Annotated in this window: 15 protein-coding genes; 7 read left to right on the top strand and 8 right to left on the bottom strand. The window is 71.0% G+C overall.

The window, feature by feature from the left end; translation table 11 throughout:
• Positions 1 to 141: 141 nt before the first annotated feature.
• Positions 142 to 1,923, top strand: coding sequence for a phosphomethylpyrimidine synthase ThiC (gene thiC / locus QWM81_RS27750; protein WP_290115164.1), 1,782 nt, complete (start codon positions 142 to 144; stop codon positions 1,921 to 1,923).
• 112 nt (positions 1,924 to 2,035) lie between these two features.
• Here the strand turns inward: thiC and QWM81_RS27745 are convergent, their stop codons facing one another.
• The 3 genes from QWM81_RS27745 to QWM81_RS27735 form a co-directional block, all read right to left on the bottom strand.
• Positions 2,036 to 2,860: a hypothetical protein gene (locus QWM81_RS27745; protein ID WP_290115162.1), complete on the bottom strand. Its 825-nt coding sequence runs from the start codon at positions 2,858 to 2,860 to the stop codon at positions 2,036 to 2,038.
• 147 nt (positions 2,861 to 3,007) lie between these two features.
• The gene (locus QWM81_RS27740; RefSeq protein ID WP_290115160.1) at positions 3,008 to 4,087 is read right to left on the bottom strand and encodes a metallophosphoesterase; all 1,080 of its coding nucleotides are present in this window, start codon (positions 4,085 to 4,087) and stop codon (positions 3,008 to 3,010) included.
• Positions 4,088 to 4,319: 232 nt separating this feature from the next.
• Complete coding sequence (locus tag QWM81_RS27735) at positions 4,320 to 5,426, bottom strand: LacI family DNA-binding transcriptional regulator (RefSeq protein ID WP_290115158.1); 1,107 nt, start codon at positions 5,424 to 5,426, stop codon at positions 4,320 to 4,322.
• Between the two features lie 552 nt (positions 5,427 to 5,978).
• On the opposite strand from QWM81_RS27735, the gene hisC reads away from it, so the two are divergent.
• The gene (hisC, locus tag QWM81_RS27730; protein WP_290115157.1) at positions 5,979 to 7,070 is read left to right on the top strand and encodes a histidinol-phosphate transaminase; all 1,092 of its coding nucleotides are present in this window, start codon (positions 5,979 to 5,981) and stop codon (positions 7,068 to 7,070) included.
• A 279-nt stretch (positions 7,071 to 7,349) separates the two neighbouring features.
• Here the strand turns inward: hisC and QWM81_RS27725 are convergent, their stop codons facing one another.
• On the bottom strand, positions 7,350 to 7,724 hold the full coding sequence (locus QWM81_RS27725) for a cyclophilin-like fold protein (protein WP_290115156.1): 375 nt from the start codon (positions 7,722 to 7,724) through the stop codon (positions 7,350 to 7,352).
• A 175-nt stretch (positions 7,725 to 7,899) separates the two neighbouring features.
• On the opposite strand from QWM81_RS27725, the gene QWM81_RS27720 reads away from it, so the two are divergent.
• The 4 genes from QWM81_RS27720 (at position 7,900) to QWM81_RS27705 (ending at position 15,331) form a co-directional block, all read left to right on the top strand.
• Positions 7,900 to 9,417, top strand: coding sequence for a cytochrome ubiquinol oxidase subunit I (locus QWM81_RS27720; protein WP_290115155.1), 1,518 nt, complete (start codon positions 7,900 to 7,902; stop codon positions 9,415 to 9,417).
• Between the two features lie 17 nt (positions 9,418 to 9,434).
• Positions 9,435 to 10,436, top strand: a complete 1,002-nt coding sequence (gene cydB / locus QWM81_RS27715) for a cytochrome d ubiquinol oxidase subunit II (protein ID WP_290115154.1) — start codon at positions 9,435 to 9,437, stop codon at positions 10,434 to 10,436.
• Between the two features lie 35 nt (positions 10,437 to 10,471).
• The gene (cydD, locus tag QWM81_RS27710) at positions 10,472 to 14,071 is read left to right on the top strand and encodes a thiol reductant ABC exporter subunit CydD (RefSeq protein WP_290115153.1); all 3,600 of its coding nucleotides are present in this window, start codon (positions 10,472 to 10,474) and stop codon (positions 14,069 to 14,071) included.
• 168 nt (positions 14,072 to 14,239) lie between these two features.
• The gene (locus QWM81_RS27705) at positions 14,240 to 15,331 is read left to right on the top strand and encodes a M23 family metallopeptidase (RefSeq protein ID WP_290115152.1); all 1,092 of its coding nucleotides are present in this window, start codon (positions 14,240 to 14,242) and stop codon (positions 15,329 to 15,331) included.
• Between the two features lie 80 nt (positions 15,332 to 15,411).
• Here QWM81_RS27705 and QWM81_RS27700 read toward each other — a convergent pair whose 3' ends face one another.
• Complete coding sequence (locus QWM81_RS27700; protein WP_290115151.1) at positions 15,412 to 16,269, bottom strand: Cof-type HAD-IIB family hydrolase; 858 nt, start codon at positions 16,267 to 16,269, stop codon at positions 15,412 to 15,414.
• Between the two features lie 95 nt (positions 16,270 to 16,364).
• Between QWM81_RS27700 and QWM81_RS27695 the strand changes: the two genes are divergently transcribed.
• The gene (locus tag QWM81_RS27695) at positions 16,365 to 17,255 is read left to right on the top strand and encodes an LLM class flavin-dependent oxidoreductase (RefSeq protein WP_290115150.1); all 891 of its coding nucleotides are present in this window, start codon (positions 16,365 to 16,367) and stop codon (positions 17,253 to 17,255) included.
• Positions 17,256 to 17,270: 15 nt separating this feature from the next.
• Here QWM81_RS27695 and QWM81_RS27690 read toward each other — a convergent pair whose 3' ends face one another.
• From QWM81_RS27690 to QWM81_RS27680, 3 genes are all read right to left on the bottom strand, one after another.
• Positions 17,271 to 17,813 (bottom strand): RNA 2'-phosphotransferase, encoded by a 543-nt coding sequence (locus tag QWM81_RS27690; protein WP_290115149.1) that lies wholly within the window; start codon positions 17,811 to 17,813, stop codon positions 17,271 to 17,273.
• A 126-nt stretch (positions 17,814 to 17,939) separates the two neighbouring features.
• Positions 17,940 to 18,875 carry a MerR family transcriptional regulator gene (locus QWM81_RS27685; RefSeq protein ID WP_290115148.1) on the bottom strand — a complete coding sequence of 312 codons (936 nt, stop codon included), beginning with the start codon at positions 18,873 to 18,875 and terminating at the stop codon, positions 17,940 to 17,942.
• A gap of 54 nt (positions 18,876 to 18,929) precedes the next feature.
• Positions 18,930 to 20,379: SDR family oxidoreductase (locus QWM81_RS27680; protein ID WP_290115147.1), on the bottom strand; the 1,450-nt coding region annotated here is incomplete at its 5' end.

The raw sequence follows: 20,379 nt of genomic DNA, 5'->3' as shown, positions 1-20,379 counted from the left end.
GCGTGGTGGCACCTTTGCACACGCGGGAGCTCGGAGCACCGGGCTGAGAGGGCGCTGATATCCGTACAAAAGTGTACGGAAACCGCTGCGTCGACCGCCGAACCTGTTACCGGGTAATGCCGGCGTAGGGAGTAGGTCACAATGACCGTTCAGGACGCACGCACGCCTGCCTCCAACCAGAACGAGGAGGCCGGGAAGTCCATCGGCTGGCACAAGGGATACATCGAGGGCTCGCGCCCCGATCTTCGTGTGCCGGTCCGCAAGGTGCACCTCACCAACGGCAAGGACGTGACGCTGTACGACACGTCAGGGCCGTACACCGACCCGAATATCGAAACCGATGTACGTCGTGGTCTGCCGCCGCTGCGGGAGAACTGGATCATTGGCCGCGGCGACACCGAGGAGTACGCGGGCCGCCCGGTACGCCCCGAGGACGACGGGATCAAGCACACCGCGCCGCGCGGTGGCCTGCGCAACCTCGACGCCGTCTTCCCCGGCCGCCCGCGCCAGCCCCGCCGGGGGCGCGACGGCCAGGCGGTGACGCAGCTCGCGTACGCCCGCCGGGGCGAGATCACGCCGGAGATGGAGTACGTCGCGATCCGCGAGAACGTCTCCCCCGAGGTCGTGCGTGAGGAGATCGCGGCCGGCCGCGCGGTGCTGCCGGCCAACGTCAACCACCCCGAGATCGAGCCGATGATCATCGGCAAGCGGTTCCTGGTGAAGGTCAACGCCAACATCGGCAACTCGGCGGTCACCTCCTCGATCGAGGAAGAGGTGGAGAAGATGACCTGGGCGACCCGCTGGGGAGCCGACACGGTCATGGACCTCTCCACCGGCCGCAACATCCACACCACTCGTGAGTGGGTGCTGCGCAACTCGCCCGTGCCGATCGGGACCGTGCCGCTCTACCAGGCCCTGGAGAAGGTCGACGGCAAGGCCGAGGAGCTGACCTGGGACATCTACAAGGACACGGTCATCGAGCAGGCCGAGCAGGGCGTCGACTACATGACCGTCCACGCCGGCGTGCTGCTGCGGTATGTGCCGCTGACCGCGCGCCGCAAGACCGGCATCGTCTCGCGCGGCGGCTCCATCATGGCCGCGTGGTGCCTGGCGCACCACAAGGAGTCGTTCCTGTACGAGAACTTCGAGGAGCTCTGCGAGATCCTCGCCGCGTACGACGTGACGTACTCGCTGGGCGATGGCCTGCGGCCGGGCTCGATCGCGGACGCCAATGACGAGGCGCAGTTCGCCGAGCTGCGCACGCTCGGTGAGCTGAACCAGATCGCCAAGCGGCACAACGTACAGACGATGATCGAGGGCCCGGGACATGTCCCGATGCACAAGATCAAGGAGAACATCGACCTCCAGCAGGAGATCTGCGAGGAGGCGCCGTTCTACACGCTCGGTCCGCTGACCACCGATGTGGCCCCGGCCTACGACCACATCACCTCCGGCATCGGCGCGGCGATGATCGCCTGGTGGGGCACGGCGATGCTCTGCTACGTCACGCCCAAGGAGCACTTGGGCCTGCCCAACCGCGACGACGTGAAGACCGGCGTGATCACCTACAAGATCGCCGCGCATGCGGCGGACCTGGCCAAGGGGCACCCCGGCGCCCAGGAGTGGGACGACGCGCTGTCCGACGCCCGGTTCGAGTTCCGGTGGGAGGACCAGTTCAACCTGGCCCTCGACCCGGACACGGCACGGGAGTTCCATGACGAGACACTGCCCGCCGAGCCGGCCAAGACCGCGCACTTCTGCTCCATGTGCGGGCCGAAGTTCTGCTCCATGAAGATCTCGCAGGACATCCGGCGGGAGCATGGCGGCGATCTGAAGTCGGACGAGATCGAGGCCGGGATGGCGGAGAAGTCCAAGGAGTTCGCCGCCGCCGGTAACCGGGTCTACCTGCCTCTGGCGGAGTAGCGGAGCCCGGCCTGCGGTGAGGAGGGCCTGTTTCACGTGAAACGTCTGTTCGTTTCACGTGAAACAGGCCACCGCCACGCTTTTCCGGTGAGGTGGGCCGGCGGGGGAATGGTCAGTCCGGCTGGTGCTCGGGGCCGCCGAACTCCGGGCTGGTGAAGTCGGGGCTGGTGAACGTCGGCCGTGGGCCCGAACCGCCCTCGCTGGGGCTGGAGAACTCCGGTCCGCTGTAACCGACCTTCGGAATCCGGCTGACGTGGTGCGGAGGCACCCCCGAGACCGGGTCCGCGCTCGGATCGGCCAGCGCGTCCCGGAGGAACGGCATGATGCCCCGTTCCAGCAAGGCGTGACGCCATGCCTCCCTGGCGCGGGCGACCTCATCGGGGAGCTCCCCTCCCGGCTCCTGAGCCTGCACCTGGGTGGAGCTGTTGCGCAGGGCCGTGACCAGCAGGCCGATCGCGGCAGCCAGGATGCCGATCGCCGTCACCGCCCCGAAGAACCAGCCCGCCGCGAGCAGCGGATCGGCGATGGAAGGCGACGGGTCGAGCATCTTCAGGATGTAGCCCACGAGCAGGAAGATGACGGCCGCCGTACCGGCCAGAACCGGTGCCAGTACGGTGACGACAACCCCGACTCCGGCCCCCGGGCCGGCCTCGGCGTCGTCACCGGCCGGAGTCAGCACGGAGTTGATTGCGGACACCGCGGTGGGCGTGCGCGATTCCTCGCGCACCTTGACGAAGTGGTCGTACTCCGCGGCGGCGGCCGCGGAGATCAGCGCGGTTGCGTTCAGGGCCATGGTGCGCAGCTGCTCGGTGTTGAGCCGCTGCCCGATCCCGGCGAGGTCAGGACGGTCGTGCGCGTTGCGCAGTGCGTCGTCGAGGATGCGCTCGTACTCGGCGCGGTCCTCGGTCAGCAGGTGCGGAGCGCTGTTCATGTGCATCCCCCGATGCTCCGTAAGCCTGTTTGCCCGCGTAGAACGGGCAGTTCGGCAGAAACGGAGGAGAGCCTGCTACGGAAGTACCGATGGTAGAGCGGTTACGGCAAGGGGTGACAGAGGAATTCCGGAAATCGACTGCCGTGGTTGCGCTCAGTGAGGCAGCGGCAGTCGGACGACCAGCAGCTTTCCGGCCATGGTGACACCGCCGTCCATGGCGATCGCTAGCCCGTCCGCGTACACGTGCGGCCCTTCCACCGACGGGCCTGCGCCGTCCTCGCCGTCCTCGGAACCCACCTCGCCGAGGAGATACGGAATCGGGCTGTGGCCATGGACGACGCGCTGACCGCCGTAGGCCGCCAGCAGCTCCTGGACGGCCGTGGGACCGCCCTCGTCGCGGAACGCGAAGCGCTTGGTGAGCTTGCGGAACAAGTCCCAGCACTCGTCGGCGTCGCTGCGCGTGAGGATGTCGTGGACGGTGTCGTTGACGTCCTCGATCGTGGAGCCGTACTCCAGGTAGGCGGTGGTGTCGGAGTGCAGCAGCAGGTGCCCGTCCTCCTCGACCACGGCGTCGAGCCGCGACATCCACTGGAGGTGGACGTCCTGGAGGCGGTCCATGTCGCTCTTCTGGCCGCCGTTGAGGAGCCAGGCGGCCTGGAAGGTCGCCGTGCCGGCACCGGAGTTGACCGGGGTGTCGGCGAACCGCTTGGCGCCGATGAGCAGCAATTCGTGATTGCCCATCAGAGCCTTGCAGTACCCGCCCGCGGCGGCGGCCTCGGCGGACAGCCGCATGACCAGGTCGATGACGCCGATGCCGTCGGGGCCTCGGTCGGTGAAGTCTCCGAGGAACCACAGGCGGGCGTTGCCCGCGGCCCAGTGTCCTTCGGCGTCGATGAGGCCCTGGTGGTGCAGGGCGTCCAGGAGCTCGTCGAGGTAGCCGTGGACGTCACCCACGACGTAGAGAGGACCGGGGCCGTTCTCGGGAGCGGGCGACGCGGGGGCCGGGGCCGGGACCTCGGCGGGAGTGACGGAAACCTGGACGGTGTCGCCCCGGTTGATCACCGGCAGATCGCGCTCGGTGGGCGTGTAGCCCTCCGGCAACTCCCCCTCGGGGAAGGCGTTGCCGGGGTGAACGGTGTGACCCTGCACGGGCACCTGGGCGTACGGCGGTACGCGGAAGTCGCGCAACGTCGCCGTCCGCACCACGGGTCCTTGACCGGCCCCCTGAGTCATCGACCCCTCCACCACCGTCGCGACGCCCTACACCTGGCGGACCGGCCTGGTCGGGGCGGTCCGCGGTGTCGTCCGCCCATCATAGGAATGAGCCTTGTGCTGTGTGACGCACCAGGGGTGGTGAATCCGGGTGCACCGTGGGTTCACCGACCGTTTCGCCCCAATTGGCGCGGTCTGGTCCCGGTCGGGGCCAGCGGCCGGCCCCCCGGTCCGAATGGGTCGTCGCCCCTGGTCATTCCTGTGACGGCGACCGGGGAGGGCTGACGGTCGTACGAGGAGGGCGCCGCTGGGAGGACGTGCGGATGATCAGCTCCGTCGGTATCACCTGCTCGACCGGCCGTTCCGTGTCGACACCCTCGATGGCGTCGATGAGGAGCTGGACGACCGCGGTGCCGATCCGGCGGGGCTTGAGCGACAGGGTGGTGATGGGCGGCTCGGTGGCGGCGTACACGGTGGATTCACTGCAGCAGACCAGCAGCAGATCGTCCGGCACGCGCAGCCCGTAGCGACGGGCCGCCGCGAGGAGGTCGGTGCCGTTGGGATCGAAGAGCCCGTACACGGCGTCGGGGCGGTCGGGGCGTGCCAGCAGGCGGTCGGCCGCGACGGCCCCCGCGCACGGGTCGTGGGCGGGGTACGCCTCGTAGACCGGGTCCTGTCCGACCCGCTCGCACCAGTTGAGGTACGCGGTGGTGGACAGGCGGGTGTAGGTGTCGGTGGTGGTACCGGTGAGCAGGCCGATCCGGCGGGCGCCGGCGGCGGCGAGATGGTCGAGCAGGTCGAGGACGGCGGCTTCGTGGTCGTTGTCGACCCAGGCGGTGACCGGGAGGGTGCCGGCCGGGCGGCCGTCGGAGACGACGGGCAGGCCCTGACGGACGAGCTCGGTCACCACCGGGTCGTGGTCGGAGGGGTCGATGACGACGGTGCCGTCGAGGGCGACGTTCGACCAGACGTCATGGCGTGAGGTGGCGGGCAGGATGACCAGGGCGTAGCCGCGGGCGAGCGCGGCGGAGGTGGCGGCCCTGGCCATCTCGGCGAAGTACGCGAATTCGGTGAAGGTGAAAGGTTCATCCCCGTAGGTCGTCACGGTCAGGCCGATGAGGCCGGACTTGCCGGTACGGAGCGTGCGGGCCGCTGCGGAAGGGCGGTAACCCAGCCGGTCGGCGACCTCGCGGACATGGCGGCGGGTGGCGTCCGGGAGCCGGCCCTTGCCGTTGAGCGCGTCGGAGACAGTCGTGATGGAGACCCCGGCTGCGGCGGCCACGTCCCGGATGCCCGCTCGACCTTGCCGGCTTCCCCGGGTCTGTGCCCGGCTCACCTGGTGCTTCCCTGCTGCTGTCATGGCGAGCCGATAGTAGGGCGAGAGCGGGCGGTTGGGCCGGTCGCATATTCACTCGTTGACAGGCACGTTTCTGCACGGTCGCCACCCCCTAACAGCCTTGAAATGCAAGGTAGTTGGTGGGTTCTGTGTGGTGCCGCGAGTTGTCGGCGCGCATGTGCCTGCCAGCGGGACGATGTTTCGAAGAGGTCTCAACTCACCTCTACGGGGGATGCGCGCCACGGCGTGAGCCACGGGCGCGCGCCGCCCTGAGGAGCGCTCCCCCTGTTTTCCGCGCCGGTTTCCCGTCGAGGTGTGCGCCGGTCCCGGGTGGGTTTGGTGCCGGTTCCCCGGTGGGCTGTGGTGCCGGCTCCCCGGTGGGTCCGGCGCGGGTTCCTCGACAGGGGGTTTCACGCGGGTCCCGGCGGGTTCCGGGTGGGGGTCATCCTCGGGCTCCCTGTCGGAGTCCGCCTCCGGGTGCCCGCTGATCGCCGCGGGAAATTGGCCATTCGCAGCGGGACGGAATCCTCATAGGGTGAGCAGCATTGGTGGTACGTACGGTCGAGGAGGACCAGAGTGAGCGAGACGAGCGGGACGAGCCCGAAGCTGCGCGCCGTGCTGGACGGCATCCCCACCTACAAGCCGGGCAAGCCTGCCGCGGCGGAGGGACCGGTCGCGTACAAGCTGTCCTCCAACGAGAACCCGTACCCGCCGCTGCCGGGCGTGATGGAGAGCGCGCTGGCCGCGGCCGCGGGCTTCAACCGCTACCCGGACATGGCCTGCACCCGCCTGATGAACGAGCTCGCCGAGCGGTTCGGGGTGCCTGTGTCCCATCTGGCCACCGGCACCGGATCGGTGGGCGTGGCCCAGCAGCTGATCCAGGCCACCGCCGGCCCCGGTGACGAGGTCATCTACGCGTGGCGGTCCTTCGAGGCGTACCCGATCATCACGCAGATCAGCGGCGCGGCGTCGGTGCAGGTGCCGCTCACCTCCGGCGACGTTCACGACCTGGAGGCGATGGCCGGTGCGATCACCGACCGGACCCGGCTGATCTTCGTCTGCAACCCCAACAACCCCACCGGCACGGTGGTGCGCCGGGCCGAGCTGGAGCGGTTCTTGGACCGGGTGCCGTCCGATGTGCTGGTCGTGCTGGACGAGGCGTACCGGGAGTTCATCCGCGACCCCGAGGTGCCGGACGGGATCGAGATCTACCGCGAGCGCCCGAACGTCGCCGTGCTGCGGACGTTCTCCAAGGCGTACGGGCTGGCCGGCCTGCGGGTCGGGTTCGCCATCGCCCATGAGCCGGTGGCCGCGGCGCTGCGCAAGACCGCGGTGCCCTTCGGTGTGAGCCAGCTGGCGCAGGACGCCGCGGTGGCCTCGCTGTATGCGGAGGATGAGCTGCTGGGGCGGGTGGGCTCGCTGGTGTGTGAGCGCAAGCGGGTGTACGAGGGGCTCGTGGGCCAGGGGTGGACCGTGCCGGAGTCGCAGGCGAACTTCGTCTGGCTGCGGCTGGGTGAGCGGACCGTGGACTTCGCGGCGGCGTGCGAGCAGGCGGGTGTGGTCGTGCGGCCGTTCGCCGGGGAGGGCGTGCGGGTCACAATCGGCGAGAGCGAGGCGAACGACATCTTCCTGCGGGCCGCCGAGGCCTTCCGAAAGGAGCGTTTCTAGAGGCGGTCCAGCTGGGGCGTCCACGTGGGGCGGTCTTACCCGCGGCGCTCCACCTGGGCGGAGCCCGGCGGGGGTGGGCCGGGCCGGCGGCGTACGCGCCACGGGTGGTTGCCCGGCCGTTCCGCCGGCCCCTGGGGGCGACCCCGCACGGCACTGCCCGAGGCTGTCCGCCGGGTGCGATCGAGGGTGGCCGGGCTCAGGGGTACGAGCTCGACGCGGTTGCTCAGGGGTACACGAGCGACGCGGACCCTCGGGCGGACACGAGCTCGACGCGGACCCTCAGGCGGACACGAGCTCGACGCGGATCGGGTCGCCGGAGCGGACCGTGGCGAGGGCGCGGGGGTCGCCGTCGATGCGGCCGAGGACGTTGCACGGGCTCGCCAGACGGCACTCGTCGCCGCGTGAGATCGGTGTGGGCCCGTACGGCAGGGCGAGGGCGTCGCCCTCGGTCCAGAACGCCACCGTGCCCGGATCGACGACCTGCTGGGCGTCGGCCTCCAGGGCGGGGGAGGCGGGTGTCTCGAAGTAGACCTCCTCACCCCAGGTGCGGGCGGTGGAGACGATCGGGAGAGCCCCTGCCAGAGCTCTGCTGGTGGGGGTCTCGTCGAGGGTCGCGGTCACATGGCCGGCCGGCCAGGAGATTCGTATCTGCATCGCCAAATTCAACAATATGTTGAAGTTCTGCGGAAGAGGGGACCCCCTTTCATGTGCGGATTTCGTGTGAGTCATAATGGCTTGTGATTGTGAACGCATTCACAAGCGCGCCTGGTTCCTCCCAAGATCAACCGGAATCGGTAAGGCGACGCGTAGGCCGTAAGGAGCAGCTGACGTGGACCTGGCTCTGGCGCCAGAGACGCTGGCGCGGTGGCAGTTCGGCATCACCACCGTCTACCACTTCCTCTTCGTTCCCCTGACGATCTCCCTCGCCGCGCTCACCGCCGGTCTGCAGACGGCCTGGGTGCGGACGGGGAAGGAGAAGTACCTCAGGGCGACGAAGTTCTGGGGGAAGCTCTTCCTCATCAACATCGCGATGGGCGTCGTCACCGGCATCGTGCAGGAGTTCCAGTTCGGCATGAACTGGTCCGACTACTCGCGCTTCGTCGGTGACGTCTTCGGCGCTCCGCTCGCCTTCGAGGCGCTGATCGCGTTCTTCTTCGAGTCGACCTTCATCGGCCTGTGGATCTTCGGCTGGGACAAGCTGCCGAAGAGGATCCACCTGGCCTGCATATGGATGGTGTCGATCGGCACCATCCTCTCCGCGTACTTCATCCTCGCCGCCAACTCCTGGATGCAGCACCCGGTCGGCTACAAGATCAATGAGAAGACGGGGCGGGCCGAGCTCACCGACTTCTGGGCGGTGCTCAGCCAGAACACCACCCTCACCCAGGTCTTCCACACCATGTCGGCGGCCTTCCTGACCGGTGGCGCGTTCATGGTGGGTATCGCCGCCTTCCACCTGGCCCGCAAGAAGCACATCCCGGTGATGAAGACCTCGCTGAGGGTCGGCCTGGTCACCGTGGTCATCGGCGGCATGCTCACCGCGATCAGCGGTGACTTCCTCGGCAAGGTCATGTACCAGCAGCAGCCGATGAAGATGGCCGCGGCCGAGGCACTGTGGGACGGCGAGAGCCCGGCGCCCTTCTCGGTCTTCGCGTACGGAGATGTCGACAAGGGCCACAACAAGGTGGCCGTGGAGATCCCCGGCCTGCTGTCCTTCCTCGCCCACAGCGACTTCGAGTCGCACGTCCCCGGCATCAATGACACCAACAAGGCCCTCCAGGAGAAGTACGGACCCGGCGACTACCGGCCCAACATCCCCGTGGCCTACTGGGGGTTCCGGTGGATGATCGGCTTCGGCATGGCGTCCTTCTCGCTCGGGCTGCTCGGGCTGTGGCTGACCCGGAAGCGGTTCCTGCTGCCGGCGCGGCTGCGGGTGGGTGCGGACGAGATACCGCATCTGGTGCTCTTCCGTACGGCTCTCAGCCCGAAGTTCACCAGGCTGTACTGGCTCGTCGCGCTGTGGACGCTCGCGTTCCCGCTGATCGCGAACTCCTGGGGCTGGATCTTCACCGAGATGGGCCGTCAGCCCTGGGTCGTGTACGGCGTGCTGCGCACCCGGGATGCCGTGTCGCCCGGCGTCTCCCAGGCCGAGGTGCTCATCTCCATGATCATCTTCACCGCGCTGTACGCGATCCTCGCCGTGGTGGAGGTCAAGTTGCTCGTGAAGTACGTGAAGGCCGGACCGCCCGAACTCACGGAGGCCGACCTCAACCCGCCCACCAGGATCGGCGGCCACGACCGTGGCACCGATCGTGACGCCGACCGGCCTATGGCCTTCTCGTACTGAGGACTGGGAGCTGAGGCATGGAACTCCACGACGTCTGGTTCGTCGTCATCGCCGTCCTGTGGACCGGCTACTTCTTCCTGGAGGGCTTCGACTTCGGGGTCGGCGTGCTGACCAAGCTGCTCGCCCGCAACCGGGTCGAGAAGCGGGTGCTGATCAACACCATCGGGCCGGTCTGGGACGGCAACGAGGTGTGGCTGCTGACGGCCGCCGGTGCCACGTTCGCCGCCTTCCCCGACTGGTACGCCACGCTCTTCTCCGGCTTCTACCTGCCGTTGCTGGTGATCCTGGTCTGCCTGATCGTGCGCGGTGTCGCCTTCGAGTACCGGGCCAAGCGCCCGGAGGAGAAGTGGCAGCGCAACTGGGAGCAGGCCATTTTCTGGACGTCGCTGATCCCGGCGTTCCTGTGGGGTGTCGCCTTCGGCAACATCGTGCGGGGCGTGCAGATCGACGCGACGAAGGAGTACGTGGGTACGCTCTTCGACCTGTTCAACCCGTACGCCCTGCTCGGCGGGCTCGTCACACTGACGCTGTTCACCTTCCACGGGACGGTGTTCACCGCGCTGAAGACGGTCGGGGACATCCGGGTACGGGCGCGGAAGCTGGCGCTGGTGCTGGGGCTGGTCACCGCGGTCGTGGTGACCGGGTTCCTGAGCTGGACGCAGGTCTCCCGGGGCGACGGCACGAGCCTGGTGGCGGTGGCCGTCGCCGTGGCGGCGCTGGTCGGGGCGGTCGGCGCGATCAAGACGGGGCGGGAGGGATGGTCGTTCGCGCTGTCGGGTGTCACGATCGCGGCCGCCATCGCGATGCTCTTCCTGACGCTCTTCCCGAACGTCATGCCGTCCTCGCTGAACCCCGACTGGAGTCTGACCGTCACCAACGCGTCGTCCAGCCCGTACACGCTGAAGATCATGACCTGGTGCGCCGCCATCGCCACACCGGTGGTCCTGCTGTACCAGGGCTGGACGTACTGGGTGTTCCGCAAGCGGATCGGTACGCAGCACATCGCCGACGCCCACTAGGTGCGCGCTCGTCTCGTCTCGTAGGGATGTTTCACGTGAAACCGATCGACCCGCGTCTGCTCCGGTACGCCCGGGCCACCCGTGTCTTCCTCGCGGCGGTGGTGGTCCTGGGTGTCGTCGGGGCAGGCTTGGTCATTGCCCAGGCGATGCTGATCGCCGAGGTGGTGGTCGGGGCATTTCAGCGGGGGCTGGGCGTTCGCGAGGTGACGACGCCGCTGGTGCTGCTGGCGGTGGTCGCGGTCGGGCGAGGTGTGGTGTCGTGGCTGACCGAGCTGGCGGCCCACCGGGCGAGCGCGGCGGTCAAGTCGGAGCTGCGGGGCAGGCTGCTGGAGCGGGCCGCCGCGCTGGGGCCCGGGTGGCTGAGCGGACAGAAGACCGGCTCGCTGGTCGCGCTGGCCACGCGCGGCGTGGACGCGCTCGACGACTACTTCTCGCGCTATCTGCCGCAGCTCGGGCTCGCGGTGGTGGTGCCCGTGGCGGTCCTCGCGCGGATCGTCACCGAGGACTGGGTCTCGGCGGCGATCATCGTGGGGACGCTGCCGCTGATTCCGGTGTTCATGGTGCTCATCGGGTGGGCCACCCAGGCCCGGATGGACCGGCAGTGGACGCTGCTGTCGCGGCTGTCGGGGCACTTCCTCGACGTGGTCGCGGGGCTGCCGACGCTGAAGGTCTTCGGACGGGCCAAGGCGCAGGCCGAGTCGATCCGGGCGATCACCTCGGAGTACCGGCAGGCGACACTGCGTACGCTGCGGATCGCGTTCCTGTCGTCATTCGCGCTGGAGCTGCTGTCGACGCTGTCGGTGGCACTGGTGGCGGTCGGCGTCGGCATGCGGCTGGTCCACGGGGACCTGGATCTGTACACCGGCCTCGTGATCCTCATCCTGGCGCCCGAGGCGTATCTGCCGCTGCGGCAGGTCGGGACGCAGTACCACGCGGCGGCGGAGGGGCTGGCCGCCGCGGAGGAGATCTTCGCCGTGCTGGAGACGCCGGTGCGGCATGGCGGCACGGGCGCGGTGCCGGACGCCTCGCGCCTTGAGCTGGACGCGGTGACGGTACGGCACCCAGGGCGCGCCGAGCCGTCGCTGGACACGGCGTCGCTGGTGGTGGAGCCGGGCGAGACCGTGGCCCTGGTCGGGCCGAGCGGCGTCGGGAAGTCGACGCTGCTCGATGTGGTGCTGGGCTTCGTGGAGCCCGTCGAGAGCGGCCGGGTACGGGTCGGGGGCGTCGACCTCGGGTCGCTCGACCTGGAGCGGTGGCGCGAGCGGATCGCCTGGGTGCCGCAGCGGCCGTACCTGTTCGCGGGCACCATCGCGGAGAACGTCCGCCTCGCCCGGCCGGACGCGGACGACGCCGCGGTGGCGGCAGCGCTCAGGGACGCGGGCGCGTCCGAGTTCGTGGCCGCACTGTCGGCGGGCGCGGAGACGGTGCTCGGCGAGGACGGCGCCGGTCTGTCGGCGGGGCAGCGCCAACGGCTGGCCCTGGCGCGGGCGTTCCTCGCAGACCGGCCGCTGCTCCTGCTGGACGAGCCCACGGCGGCCCTCGATGGTGAGACCGAGGCGGCCGTGGTGGAAGCGGTGCGCCGCCTCGCCGAGGGGCGCACGGTGCTCCTGGTCGTCCACCGCCCCGCGCTCCTGGCGGTGGCGGACCGGGTGGTGACGCTGCGGCCGTCGAGGCCGGCGGACCCCGGAGTGGCGCGCGCGGAGGTGATCCGGCCCGCGGCGGCGCCGGTCGGCGACGGGGCGCTGGACGAGACCTTCGGGCTCGTCGGTGGCCTGCCGGCGTCGCCGCGCGCGGCCGGCGACGGTGGGGCCGCTGCGGCGGACAAGGACGAGGACGAGGCCGAGAGCGGGGGCAGTGGCGGCCGGGCGGTGCTCGCTCGGGTGCGGGGGATGGCCGGGGAACTGCGCGGGCGGGTCGCGCTCGCGCTGATGCTGGGCAGCCTCGCCCTCGGGTCCGCCGTGGGGCTCATGGCCGTGTCCGGGTGGCTCATCTCGCGGGCCTCCGAACAGCCGCCCGTGCTGTACCTGATGGTGGCCGTGACGGCCACGCGGGCGTTCGGGATCGGGCGGGCCGTGTTCCGGTACGCCGAGCGGCTCGTGTCGCACGACGCGGTGCTGAGGATGCTCGCCGAACTGCGGGTCGCCGTCTACCGGAGGCTGGAGCGGATCGCGCCGGCGGGGCTGCGCGAGGCTCGGCGGGGGGACCTGCTGGCGCGGCTCGTCTCCGACGTGGACGCCCTCCAGGACTACTGGCTGCGGTGGCTTCTGCCGGCCGGGACCGCCGCGGTCGTCGGCGCCGGGGCCGTGGGATTCACCGCGTGGCTGCTCCCGGAGGCGGGGGCGGTCCTGGCCGCGGGTCTCCTTGTCGCGGGCGTCGCCGTGCCGCTGGTCAGTGGCGCCGTCGCCCGCCGTGCCGAGCAGCGGCTCGCCCCGGCGCGCGGCGTACTGGCCGGCCGGGTCGTCGACCTGCTGCGCGGCTGCGCCGAGCTGACGGTGGCGGGCGCCCTCGGGCGGCGGATGGACCGGGCACGCGAGGCGGACCGCGCACTGACGCGGATCGCCACCCGCCAGGCCACCGCCACCGCTCTGGGCAGCGGGCTGTCCGCCCTGGTCACCGGGGTGACCGTGGCGGCGGCCGCGCTCGTGGGCGTGCAGGCGGTACGCGACGGGCGACTCGACGGCGTGGCGCTCGCGGTCGTCGTCCTCACCCCGCTCGCCGCGTTCGAGGCGGTCGCCGGGCTTCCGCTGGCCGTGCAGTACCGCCAGCGCGTCAAGCGGAGTGCCGAGCGGGTGTACGACGTGCTCGACGCCCCCGCCCCCGTACATGAGCCGCGTGAGCCGCAGCCGGCACCGGCCCGTGCCTTCCCGCTGGAGCTGCGCGGCCTCACCGCCCGGTACGCGGAGCAGGCCCGGGATGCCCTCGCGGGGTTCGACATGCGGTTGGAGGCCGGCCGCCGGATCGCCGTCGTGGGCGCGTCGGGCTCCGGCAAGACGACGCTCGCCCAGGTGCTGCTGCGGTTCCTGGACGCCCGTGAGGGCACGTACCGGATCGGTGGTGTGGACGCGGCCGCGCTCGACGGCGACGACGTACGCCGTTTCGTCGGCCTGTGCGCCCAGGACGCGCACACGTTCGACAGCTCCATCCGCGAGAACCTGCGGCTGGCCCGGCCCGGCGCGAGCGACGACGAGCTGCGCCGGGCGCTGGACCGGGCGCGGCTGCTGGACTGGGTGGACGCCCTGCCCGAGGGGCTGGACACCCTCGTCGGCGAGCATGGCGCGCGAGTCTCCGGCGGTCAGCGCCAGCGCCTCGCCCTGGCCCGGGCGCTCCTCGCCGACTTCCCCGTTCTCGTACTGGACGAGCCCGCCGAGCACCTTGACCTGGCCACCGCCGACGCGCTCACCGACGATCTGCTGCGGGCCACCGAGGGCCGTACGACCGTGCTGATCACTCACCGGCTGCACGGCCTGGACGCGGTCGACGAGGTCGTCGTCCTGGAGGGCGGCCGCACGGTGCAGCGCGGCCCGTACGCTCAACTGGCCGCCGAGGACGGGCCCTTGCGCCGCATGCTGGAACGTGAGCGGGCGGCCGATCTGCTCCTGGACGGCTCAGCAGCGCCGGCCCTCCCCCTCACATAGGAGTCGCGGCGGAGACCGGTGACTCCTGATGAGAGGCGGGCGGAGGCGATGCGGGTCCTCGGGGGAGGGGGCGGTTGGGCCGGCCGGGGGGACGTGCGTAGGCCGGTCGGCCCTACGGCACCGTTCAGGTACCGCACATCGGCCGCCTCCGGCGTCACCATCCCAGCCATGTTCCTTCTGGCGCTGCCCGTGCTCCTCGCGCTCCTCGTGCTCCCCCACCCCGCCTCCGCTGCCGACAGGCCGGGCGCAGGCGCGGCTCCGGGGGTGGCCGCGGAGGTGACGCGGCTGTACGCGGAGGCCGCCCGGGCCACCGAGACGTACGAGCGGGGCAGGCGCGCGGCCGCCGCACAGCGTGCCCTGGCCGGCCGACTCCAGCGGGACCTGGTCGTCAAGCGGCGTGAACTCGCGCGGCTGAACGACCGGATGGGCGAGGTGGCCCGTGCCCAGTACCGCAGTGGCGGCTCCCTCGCCCTGACCGCCCGGCTGCTGCTGGCCGACGACGCCGACGACGTGATGCGGGCCCAACAGCTGGCCCAGAAGGCGGAGCGGGCCGTGAACGGCCTGATGGAGCGCACCCGCGGCGCGGAACGGCGCCTCGCGCGGGCCGAGGGGCAGGCGCGGGCGGCGTGGCGCGACCTGGACCTGCACGGGACGAGGCTGGCGGCGATCAAGCGGGGCATCGAGACACGGCTGGAACACGCGCAGGTGCGGTTGCAGGCCGAGGCGGACCGGAGCGTGGCGGTGGGCCGCTGCCCGTGGCCGGTGCCGGCGCGGGGCCCGGGGGGTCCGGCCGGCGCGGCCGGCTTCCGTGGCGGGTCCGTGGTGTTCGGCCGCGGGTGGGTGGCACCGGTGGCGCGGTACGAGCTGTCCGCCGGTTACGCCCGGGCGGGCGCGCGCTGGGCACACCGGCACACGGGGCAGGACTTCGCGGTGGACATCGGCACCCCGGTGCGGTCGATCGGGGCGGGGCGGGTGCACTCGGTGTCCTGCGGCGGCGCGTTCGGGATCCAGGTGGTGGTAGGGCACGCGGGCGGCTGGTACTCGCAGTACGCGCACCTGGCCATGCCCGGTGTGCACACGGGGGAGCGGGTGGCGGCCGGACAGTGGATCGGGCGGTCCGGGAGCACCGGCAACTCGACGGGGCCGCACCTCCATTTCGAGGTGCGGCTCACGCCGTACATGGGGTCGGCCGTGGACCCGGTGCGCTGGCTGCGCGAGCACGGGGTCCTGCTGCGGGGCGCCGGGGGCGGGTCGCGCTAACGCCTACGTCAGCGACGGAGTCAGCGGTTGCGTCACCGACTGCGTCAGCGGCTGCGTCAGTGACTGCGTCACCGACTGCGTCAGCGGCTGCCGAGGAGGTCCTCGATGACGCGGGCCACGCCGTCGTCGTTGTTCGCGACCGTGCGACCCGAGGCGGCGGCCACCACGTCCGGGTGGGCGTTGCCCATCGCGTACGACCGGCCTGCCCAGGACAGCATCTCGATGTCGTTGGGCATGTCCCCGAAGGCGACGACCTCGTCGGCGGAGATACCGCGCTCGGCGCAGCACAGGGCGAGCGTGCTGGCCTTGGAGACCCCCAGGCCGCTGATCTCCAGGAGGGCGCTGGGGCTGGAGCGGGTGATGGAGGCGCGGTCGCCGGCGGCCGCGCGGCCCAGCGCCAGGAATCCGTCGGGCGTCAGGTCGCGGTGGTGGGCGAGGAGCTTCAGTACGGGAGCGCCGGAGCCCGGCTCCTCCTCGGACAGGAGCTTCTCGGCGGGGGCGACGGTGGCGGCGGGGTCGAGCCAGAAGGGCGGGTAGTCCGGCTCGTAGTGGAAGCCGGTGGCGAGCTCGACGGCGAAGGACGTGCCCGGCGCCTCCCGGCGCAGCGTCCGGACGACGTGGAGGGCGGTCTCCCGCTCCAGCGGGCGCACCTCCAGCAGCTTGCCGCCGGAGTGCAGGTCGACGACGGCGGCGCCGTTGGCGCAGATCGCCAGGCCGTGACCGTGGACGTGCTCGCTGACCACGTCCATCCAGCGGGCGGGGCGGCCGGTGACGAAGAAGACCTCGATGCCCGCCTCCTCGGCGGCGGCCAGTGCGGAGACCGTGCGGTCGGAGACCGATTTGTCGTCGCGCAGCAGCGTTCCGTCCAGGTCGGTGGCGATCAGTCGGGGGCGTCGATGGGCCGTCGGCCGCGGGCGGGGTGAGGTCGCTGAGGTCACGGCTCCATTGTCCCGTACGGCGGTGCACGGGCGTGCGGGTTGGTGCACATCTGAGCCTGGCCGGAGCTGTCGGCGCGGCACCGTAGGCTCGTCGCATGCGTCTGAGCACCGTGATCCTCCCCTGCCGCCGCTGGCACGATGGCGGCCGCGAGGCCTGGCTCCGGGCCGAACGGCTCGGTTTCCATGCTGCCTACACCTACGACCACCTGTCCTGGCGGACCTTCCGGGACGGACCGTGGTTCGGCGCGATCCCGACGCTGACGGCGGCGGCCGCGGCGACCGAGCGGATGCGATTGGGCACGCTGGTGACCTCGCCGAACTTCCGGCATCCGGTCACGCTCGCCAAGGAGCTGATCACACTGGACGACGTCTCCGGTGGCCGGATCACTCTCGGCATAGGAGCGGGTGGCAACGGGTTCGACGCGACGGCGCTGGGGCAGCGGGCGTGGACGCCGCGCGAGCGGGCCGACCGGTTCGCGGAGTTCGTGCCGCTGCTCGACCGGCTGCTGACCGAGGAGGCGGTGACGCACGAGGGGGCGTTCTACTCGGCGGACGAGGCGCGCAACATCCCCGGCTGCGTGCAGCGGCCGCGGTTGCCGTTCGCCGTGGCCGCCACCGGGCCGCGCGGGCTGAGGCTGGCGGCGCGGCACGGGCAGGCCTGGGTGACCACCGGTGATCCGAAGCTGTTCGAGTCGGGTACGCCGGAGGAGTCCCGCGAGGCCATCCGGGGCCAGCTGGAGAAGCTGGCCAAGGCGTGCGCGGACGCCGGCCGGGACGCGGGGGAGCTGGACAAGATCCTGCTGACCGGGTTCACCCCGGACCGGCCGCTGGAGTCCTTCGACGCCTTCGTCGACTTCGCGGGACGCCACTTCGAGCTGGGTTTCTCCGAGATCGTCATCCACGCGCCGATCGCGGACACGGTGTTCGCCGCCGACGAGAAGGTGTTCGAGCGGATCGCGACCGAGGCCCTCGCCCAGCTCGCCTGATGCCCGCCCCCGGCGTCAGCCGGGGAAGCGGAGGTAGGCGGGGGGTACCGCGTCGGTGAGCCAGACGCCGTTGGCGGTGACGTGGAAGACATGGCCGTCGCGGTGCATGGCGGCGGCGTCCACGGACAGTACGACCGGGCGGCCGCGCCGGGCGCCGACCCGGGTCGCCGTCTCCCGGTCGGGCGAGAGGTGGACATGGTGGCGGGCCATGGGGCGCAGGCCTTCGGCGCGGATCGCCACCAGGTTGCGGGCGACGGTGCCGTGGTAGAGGTACGCGGGTGGGACGGCCGCAGGCAGGTCCAGGTCGACGTCCACGGTGTGGCCCTGGACGGCGCGGATCCGGTCGCCCTCGATCGCGAAGCGCTGCTTGTCATTGACGGCGACGACATGGTCGAGCTCGGCCCGGCTGATCCGTACGCCGTGCTCGGCCGCCGCCCGCAGCAGGGCGTCGATCTCGACCCAGCCGTTGGGGTCGAGGACCAGTCCGATGCGCTCGGGCTGGTGGCGCAGGTGTTTCGCGAGGTACTTCGACACCTTTACGGTGCGTCTGTCGTCCATGGCGTCAGCGTGTCAGGCATCACGTCAGGAACACCACGGGAATATGCGCTCGTGAGGTTTGATCCACAAACAACATGAGTTATCCACAGGCTAGTTGGCGATTCTGTGGACAACATCCCTTGGTTTTCAGGTGGCTTCGCCAATTTCGCCCGGGTTGGCCTGGCTTGAGGTCAACGTGTCCAATGTCCTTGCCTGTATTTCCCGTTCGGTGGCCGCGGTGATGAATGCCGACGTGTGCTGCGGCCCAACCAGGTTCTGTACGGCCCGGATCGTGGAGGCGGGCAGTGTCACCTGCTGGTGTCCGTCGTCCTTGACCTGAGGGCCCTCGGGCGACAGGTGCCGCTGGAGGTGGCGGGTGGCGAACGTCCGCATCGCCCGGGCCAGTTCGGCGTCCACCGTCTGCTGGGCGAGGGGCCGGAGCCGCCGCACCAGGGTCGCCGCCTCCGACGCGTCCGCGTCCGTCGGCGGGCGGTGGCCGAGGTAGCGGGCGAAGACGTGCTCCATGGTGAAGTCCAAGAAGCGGTTGGCGATGTGCTCGACCTGGCCGCGAAGTTCCCTGAGGTGACCGGAGATCGCGGGCAGGGGCACCCCGGCCGCGTACAACTCTGCGGCCACGGCGAGCTCTTGCGGGCTCGGTACCAGGAACTCGTCGTCGCGGCCGGGGATGCGCTCCAGCACGCCGAGCTCTATGGCCTCCTCCACCGCCTTCTCGTCCGGGGTGCCGCCGAACGCGGCGTCCAGTTCCCCGCGTGTGATCCGGTCCGCCTTCTCGTCCGTCCACGGCCCGTGCACCTCGGCGACCAGTCCCAGCACACCGCCCAGGCCCCGGCCCGCGTCCCACGCCTCCAGCAACTCCTTGATGGACGCCAGGGTGTAGCCACGGTCCAGCAGGTCGGCGATCTGCCGCAGCCGGGCCAGATGCTCGTCCCCGTACACATTGGACCTGCCCCGCCGCTCCGGCTTGGGCAGCAGCCCCCGGTCCTGGTAGGCGCGGATGGTCCGGACCGTGGCGCCGCTGTGGTGCGCCAGGTCCTCGATGCGGTACTCCGCCCGTTCGTCCACACCCGCTCCCTCGCTACCCCGGACCCTCAATGCGAGGGATCGTACGGCCGGCCGTCATACCGGCGGCTCAAGGCGGGCCAGCGCCCGCAGCGCCCGCGGCGCCAGCCGGGACAGCAGCCGGGCACCACGGGCCTCCGGCGTCACCGGCACCACCGCCTCGTTGCGCGAGACGGCCCGCAGGATCGCGTCGGCGACCTTCTCCGGCGGGTAGTTGCGCAGACCGTACAGCCGGGCCGTCCTCTTCTGCCGCCGCTTCTCCTCCTCCTGCGACACCCCGGCGAAGCGCGCGGTGGCGGTGATGTTGGTGTTCACGAACCCGGGGCAGACGGCCGTGACCCCGATGCCCTGCCCGGCCAACTCGGCGCGCAGGCACTCGCTGAGCATCAGCACCGCCGCCTTGGACGTGCTGTACGCGGGCAGCACCCTGGACGGCTGGTACGCGGCCGCCGACGCGGTGTTCACGATGTGGCCGCCCTGGCCCCGCTCGGCCATCTGCCGGCCGAAGATCCGGCAGCCGTGGATGACGCCCCACAGATTGACGTCCAGGACCTTCTTCCAGTCCTCGCAGGTCGTCTGGAAGAAGGAGCCGGACATGCCGATCCTGGCGTTGTTCACCAGCACGTCCACGGTGCCGTACTCGGTGGCGACCTTCTCGGCGAGCTTCTCCATCGCCTGCTCGTCGCTGACGTCCACCACCTCCGCCCAGGCGTCCGGCGCGCCGATCAGCCGTGCCATCTCGGCCGTCCGCGCCGCACCCTCCGCGTCCCGGTCCACCGCCACCACCCGCGCGCCCGCCTCGGCGAACGCGAACGCGGTGGCCCGCCCGATGCCGTTGGCCGCGCCCGTGACCAGCACCAACTGCCCGCCGAACCGGTCGGCGTACGGCTTGCCCGACGCCACCGGAGCCGGCATCTCGCCGCCCCGCTCCTCGTGGGCCGTGACGAACTCGCCGATCCAGGCGGCCAGTTGGTCCGGCCGGGTGCGCGGCACCCAGTGCTTGGCCGACAGTGTGCGGCGCACCAGCTGAGGGGCCCACGTCGCCAGCTCGTCATAGAGCCGCTCCGACAGAAAGGCGTCACCGGTCGGCGTGATCAGCTGCACCGGCGCGTGCGCGTACGCGTCGTCGCGCGGCCGGCGCAGCCGCGCCCGTACGTTGTCGCGGTAGAGCCACGCGCCGTGCGCCGCGTCCGAGGGCAGCGACGGGGTCGGGTAGTCACCGGCCGGCACCTTCTCCACCCGCCGCAGAAGCTCCGGCCACCGCTTGCCGAGCGGCCCCCGCCAGGCCAGCTCCGGCAGCAGCGGCGTGTGCAGCAGGTACACATACCAGGACCTGGCGCCCTGGCCGAGCAACTGGCCGACCCGGCGCGGAGTGGGGCGGGTCGTCCGCTTCTTGATCCAGTGCCCGAAGTGGTCCAGCGAGGGGCCGGACATCGAGGTGAAGGACGCGATGCGGCCCTCGGTGCGCTTGACCGTGACGAACTCCCAGGACTGCACGGAGCCCCAG

The sequence above is a fragment of the Streptomyces ficellus genome (assembly GCF_030406405.1).
Lineage (GTDB): Bacteria > Actinomycetota > Actinomycetes > Streptomycetales > Streptomycetaceae > Streptomyces > Streptomyces ficellus_B.
This window is presented reverse-complemented; position numbering and strand designations above follow the sequence as displayed.

Coding starts and splice junctions, on each gene's coding strand:
- QWM81_RS27725 (WP_290115156.1), bottom strand. CDS start 7,724: ATGCAGATACGAATCTCCTGGCCGGCCGGCCATGTGACCGCGACCCTC.
- QWM81_RS27745 (WP_290115162.1), bottom strand. CDS start 2,860: ATGCACATGAACAGCGCTCCGCACCTGCTGACCGAGGACCGCGCCGAG.
- thiC (WP_290115164.1), top strand. CDS start 142: ATGACCGTTCAGGACGCACGCACGCCTGCCTCCAACCAGAACGAGGAG.
- cydB (WP_290115154.1), top strand. CDS start 9,435: ATGGAACTCCACGACGTCTGGTTCGTCGTCATCGCCGTCCTGTGGACC.
- QWM81_RS27705 (WP_290115152.1), top strand. CDS start 14,240: ATGTTCCTTCTGGCGCTGCCCGTGCTCCTCGCGCTCCTCGTGCTCCCC.
- QWM81_RS27740 (WP_290115160.1), bottom strand. CDS start 4,087: ATGACTCAGGGGGCCGGTCAAGGACCCGTGGTGCGGACGGCGACGTTG.
- QWM81_RS27690 (WP_290115149.1), bottom strand. CDS start 17,813: ATGGACGACAGACGCACCGTAAAGGTGTCGAAGTACCTCGCGAAACAC.
- QWM81_RS27695 (WP_290115150.1), top strand. CDS start 16,365: ATGCGTCTGAGCACCGTGATCCTCCCCTGCCGCCGCTGGCACGATGGC.
- QWM81_RS27735 (WP_290115158.1), bottom strand. CDS start 5,426: ATGACAGCAGCAGGGAAGCACCAGGTGAGCCGGGCACAGACCCGGGGA.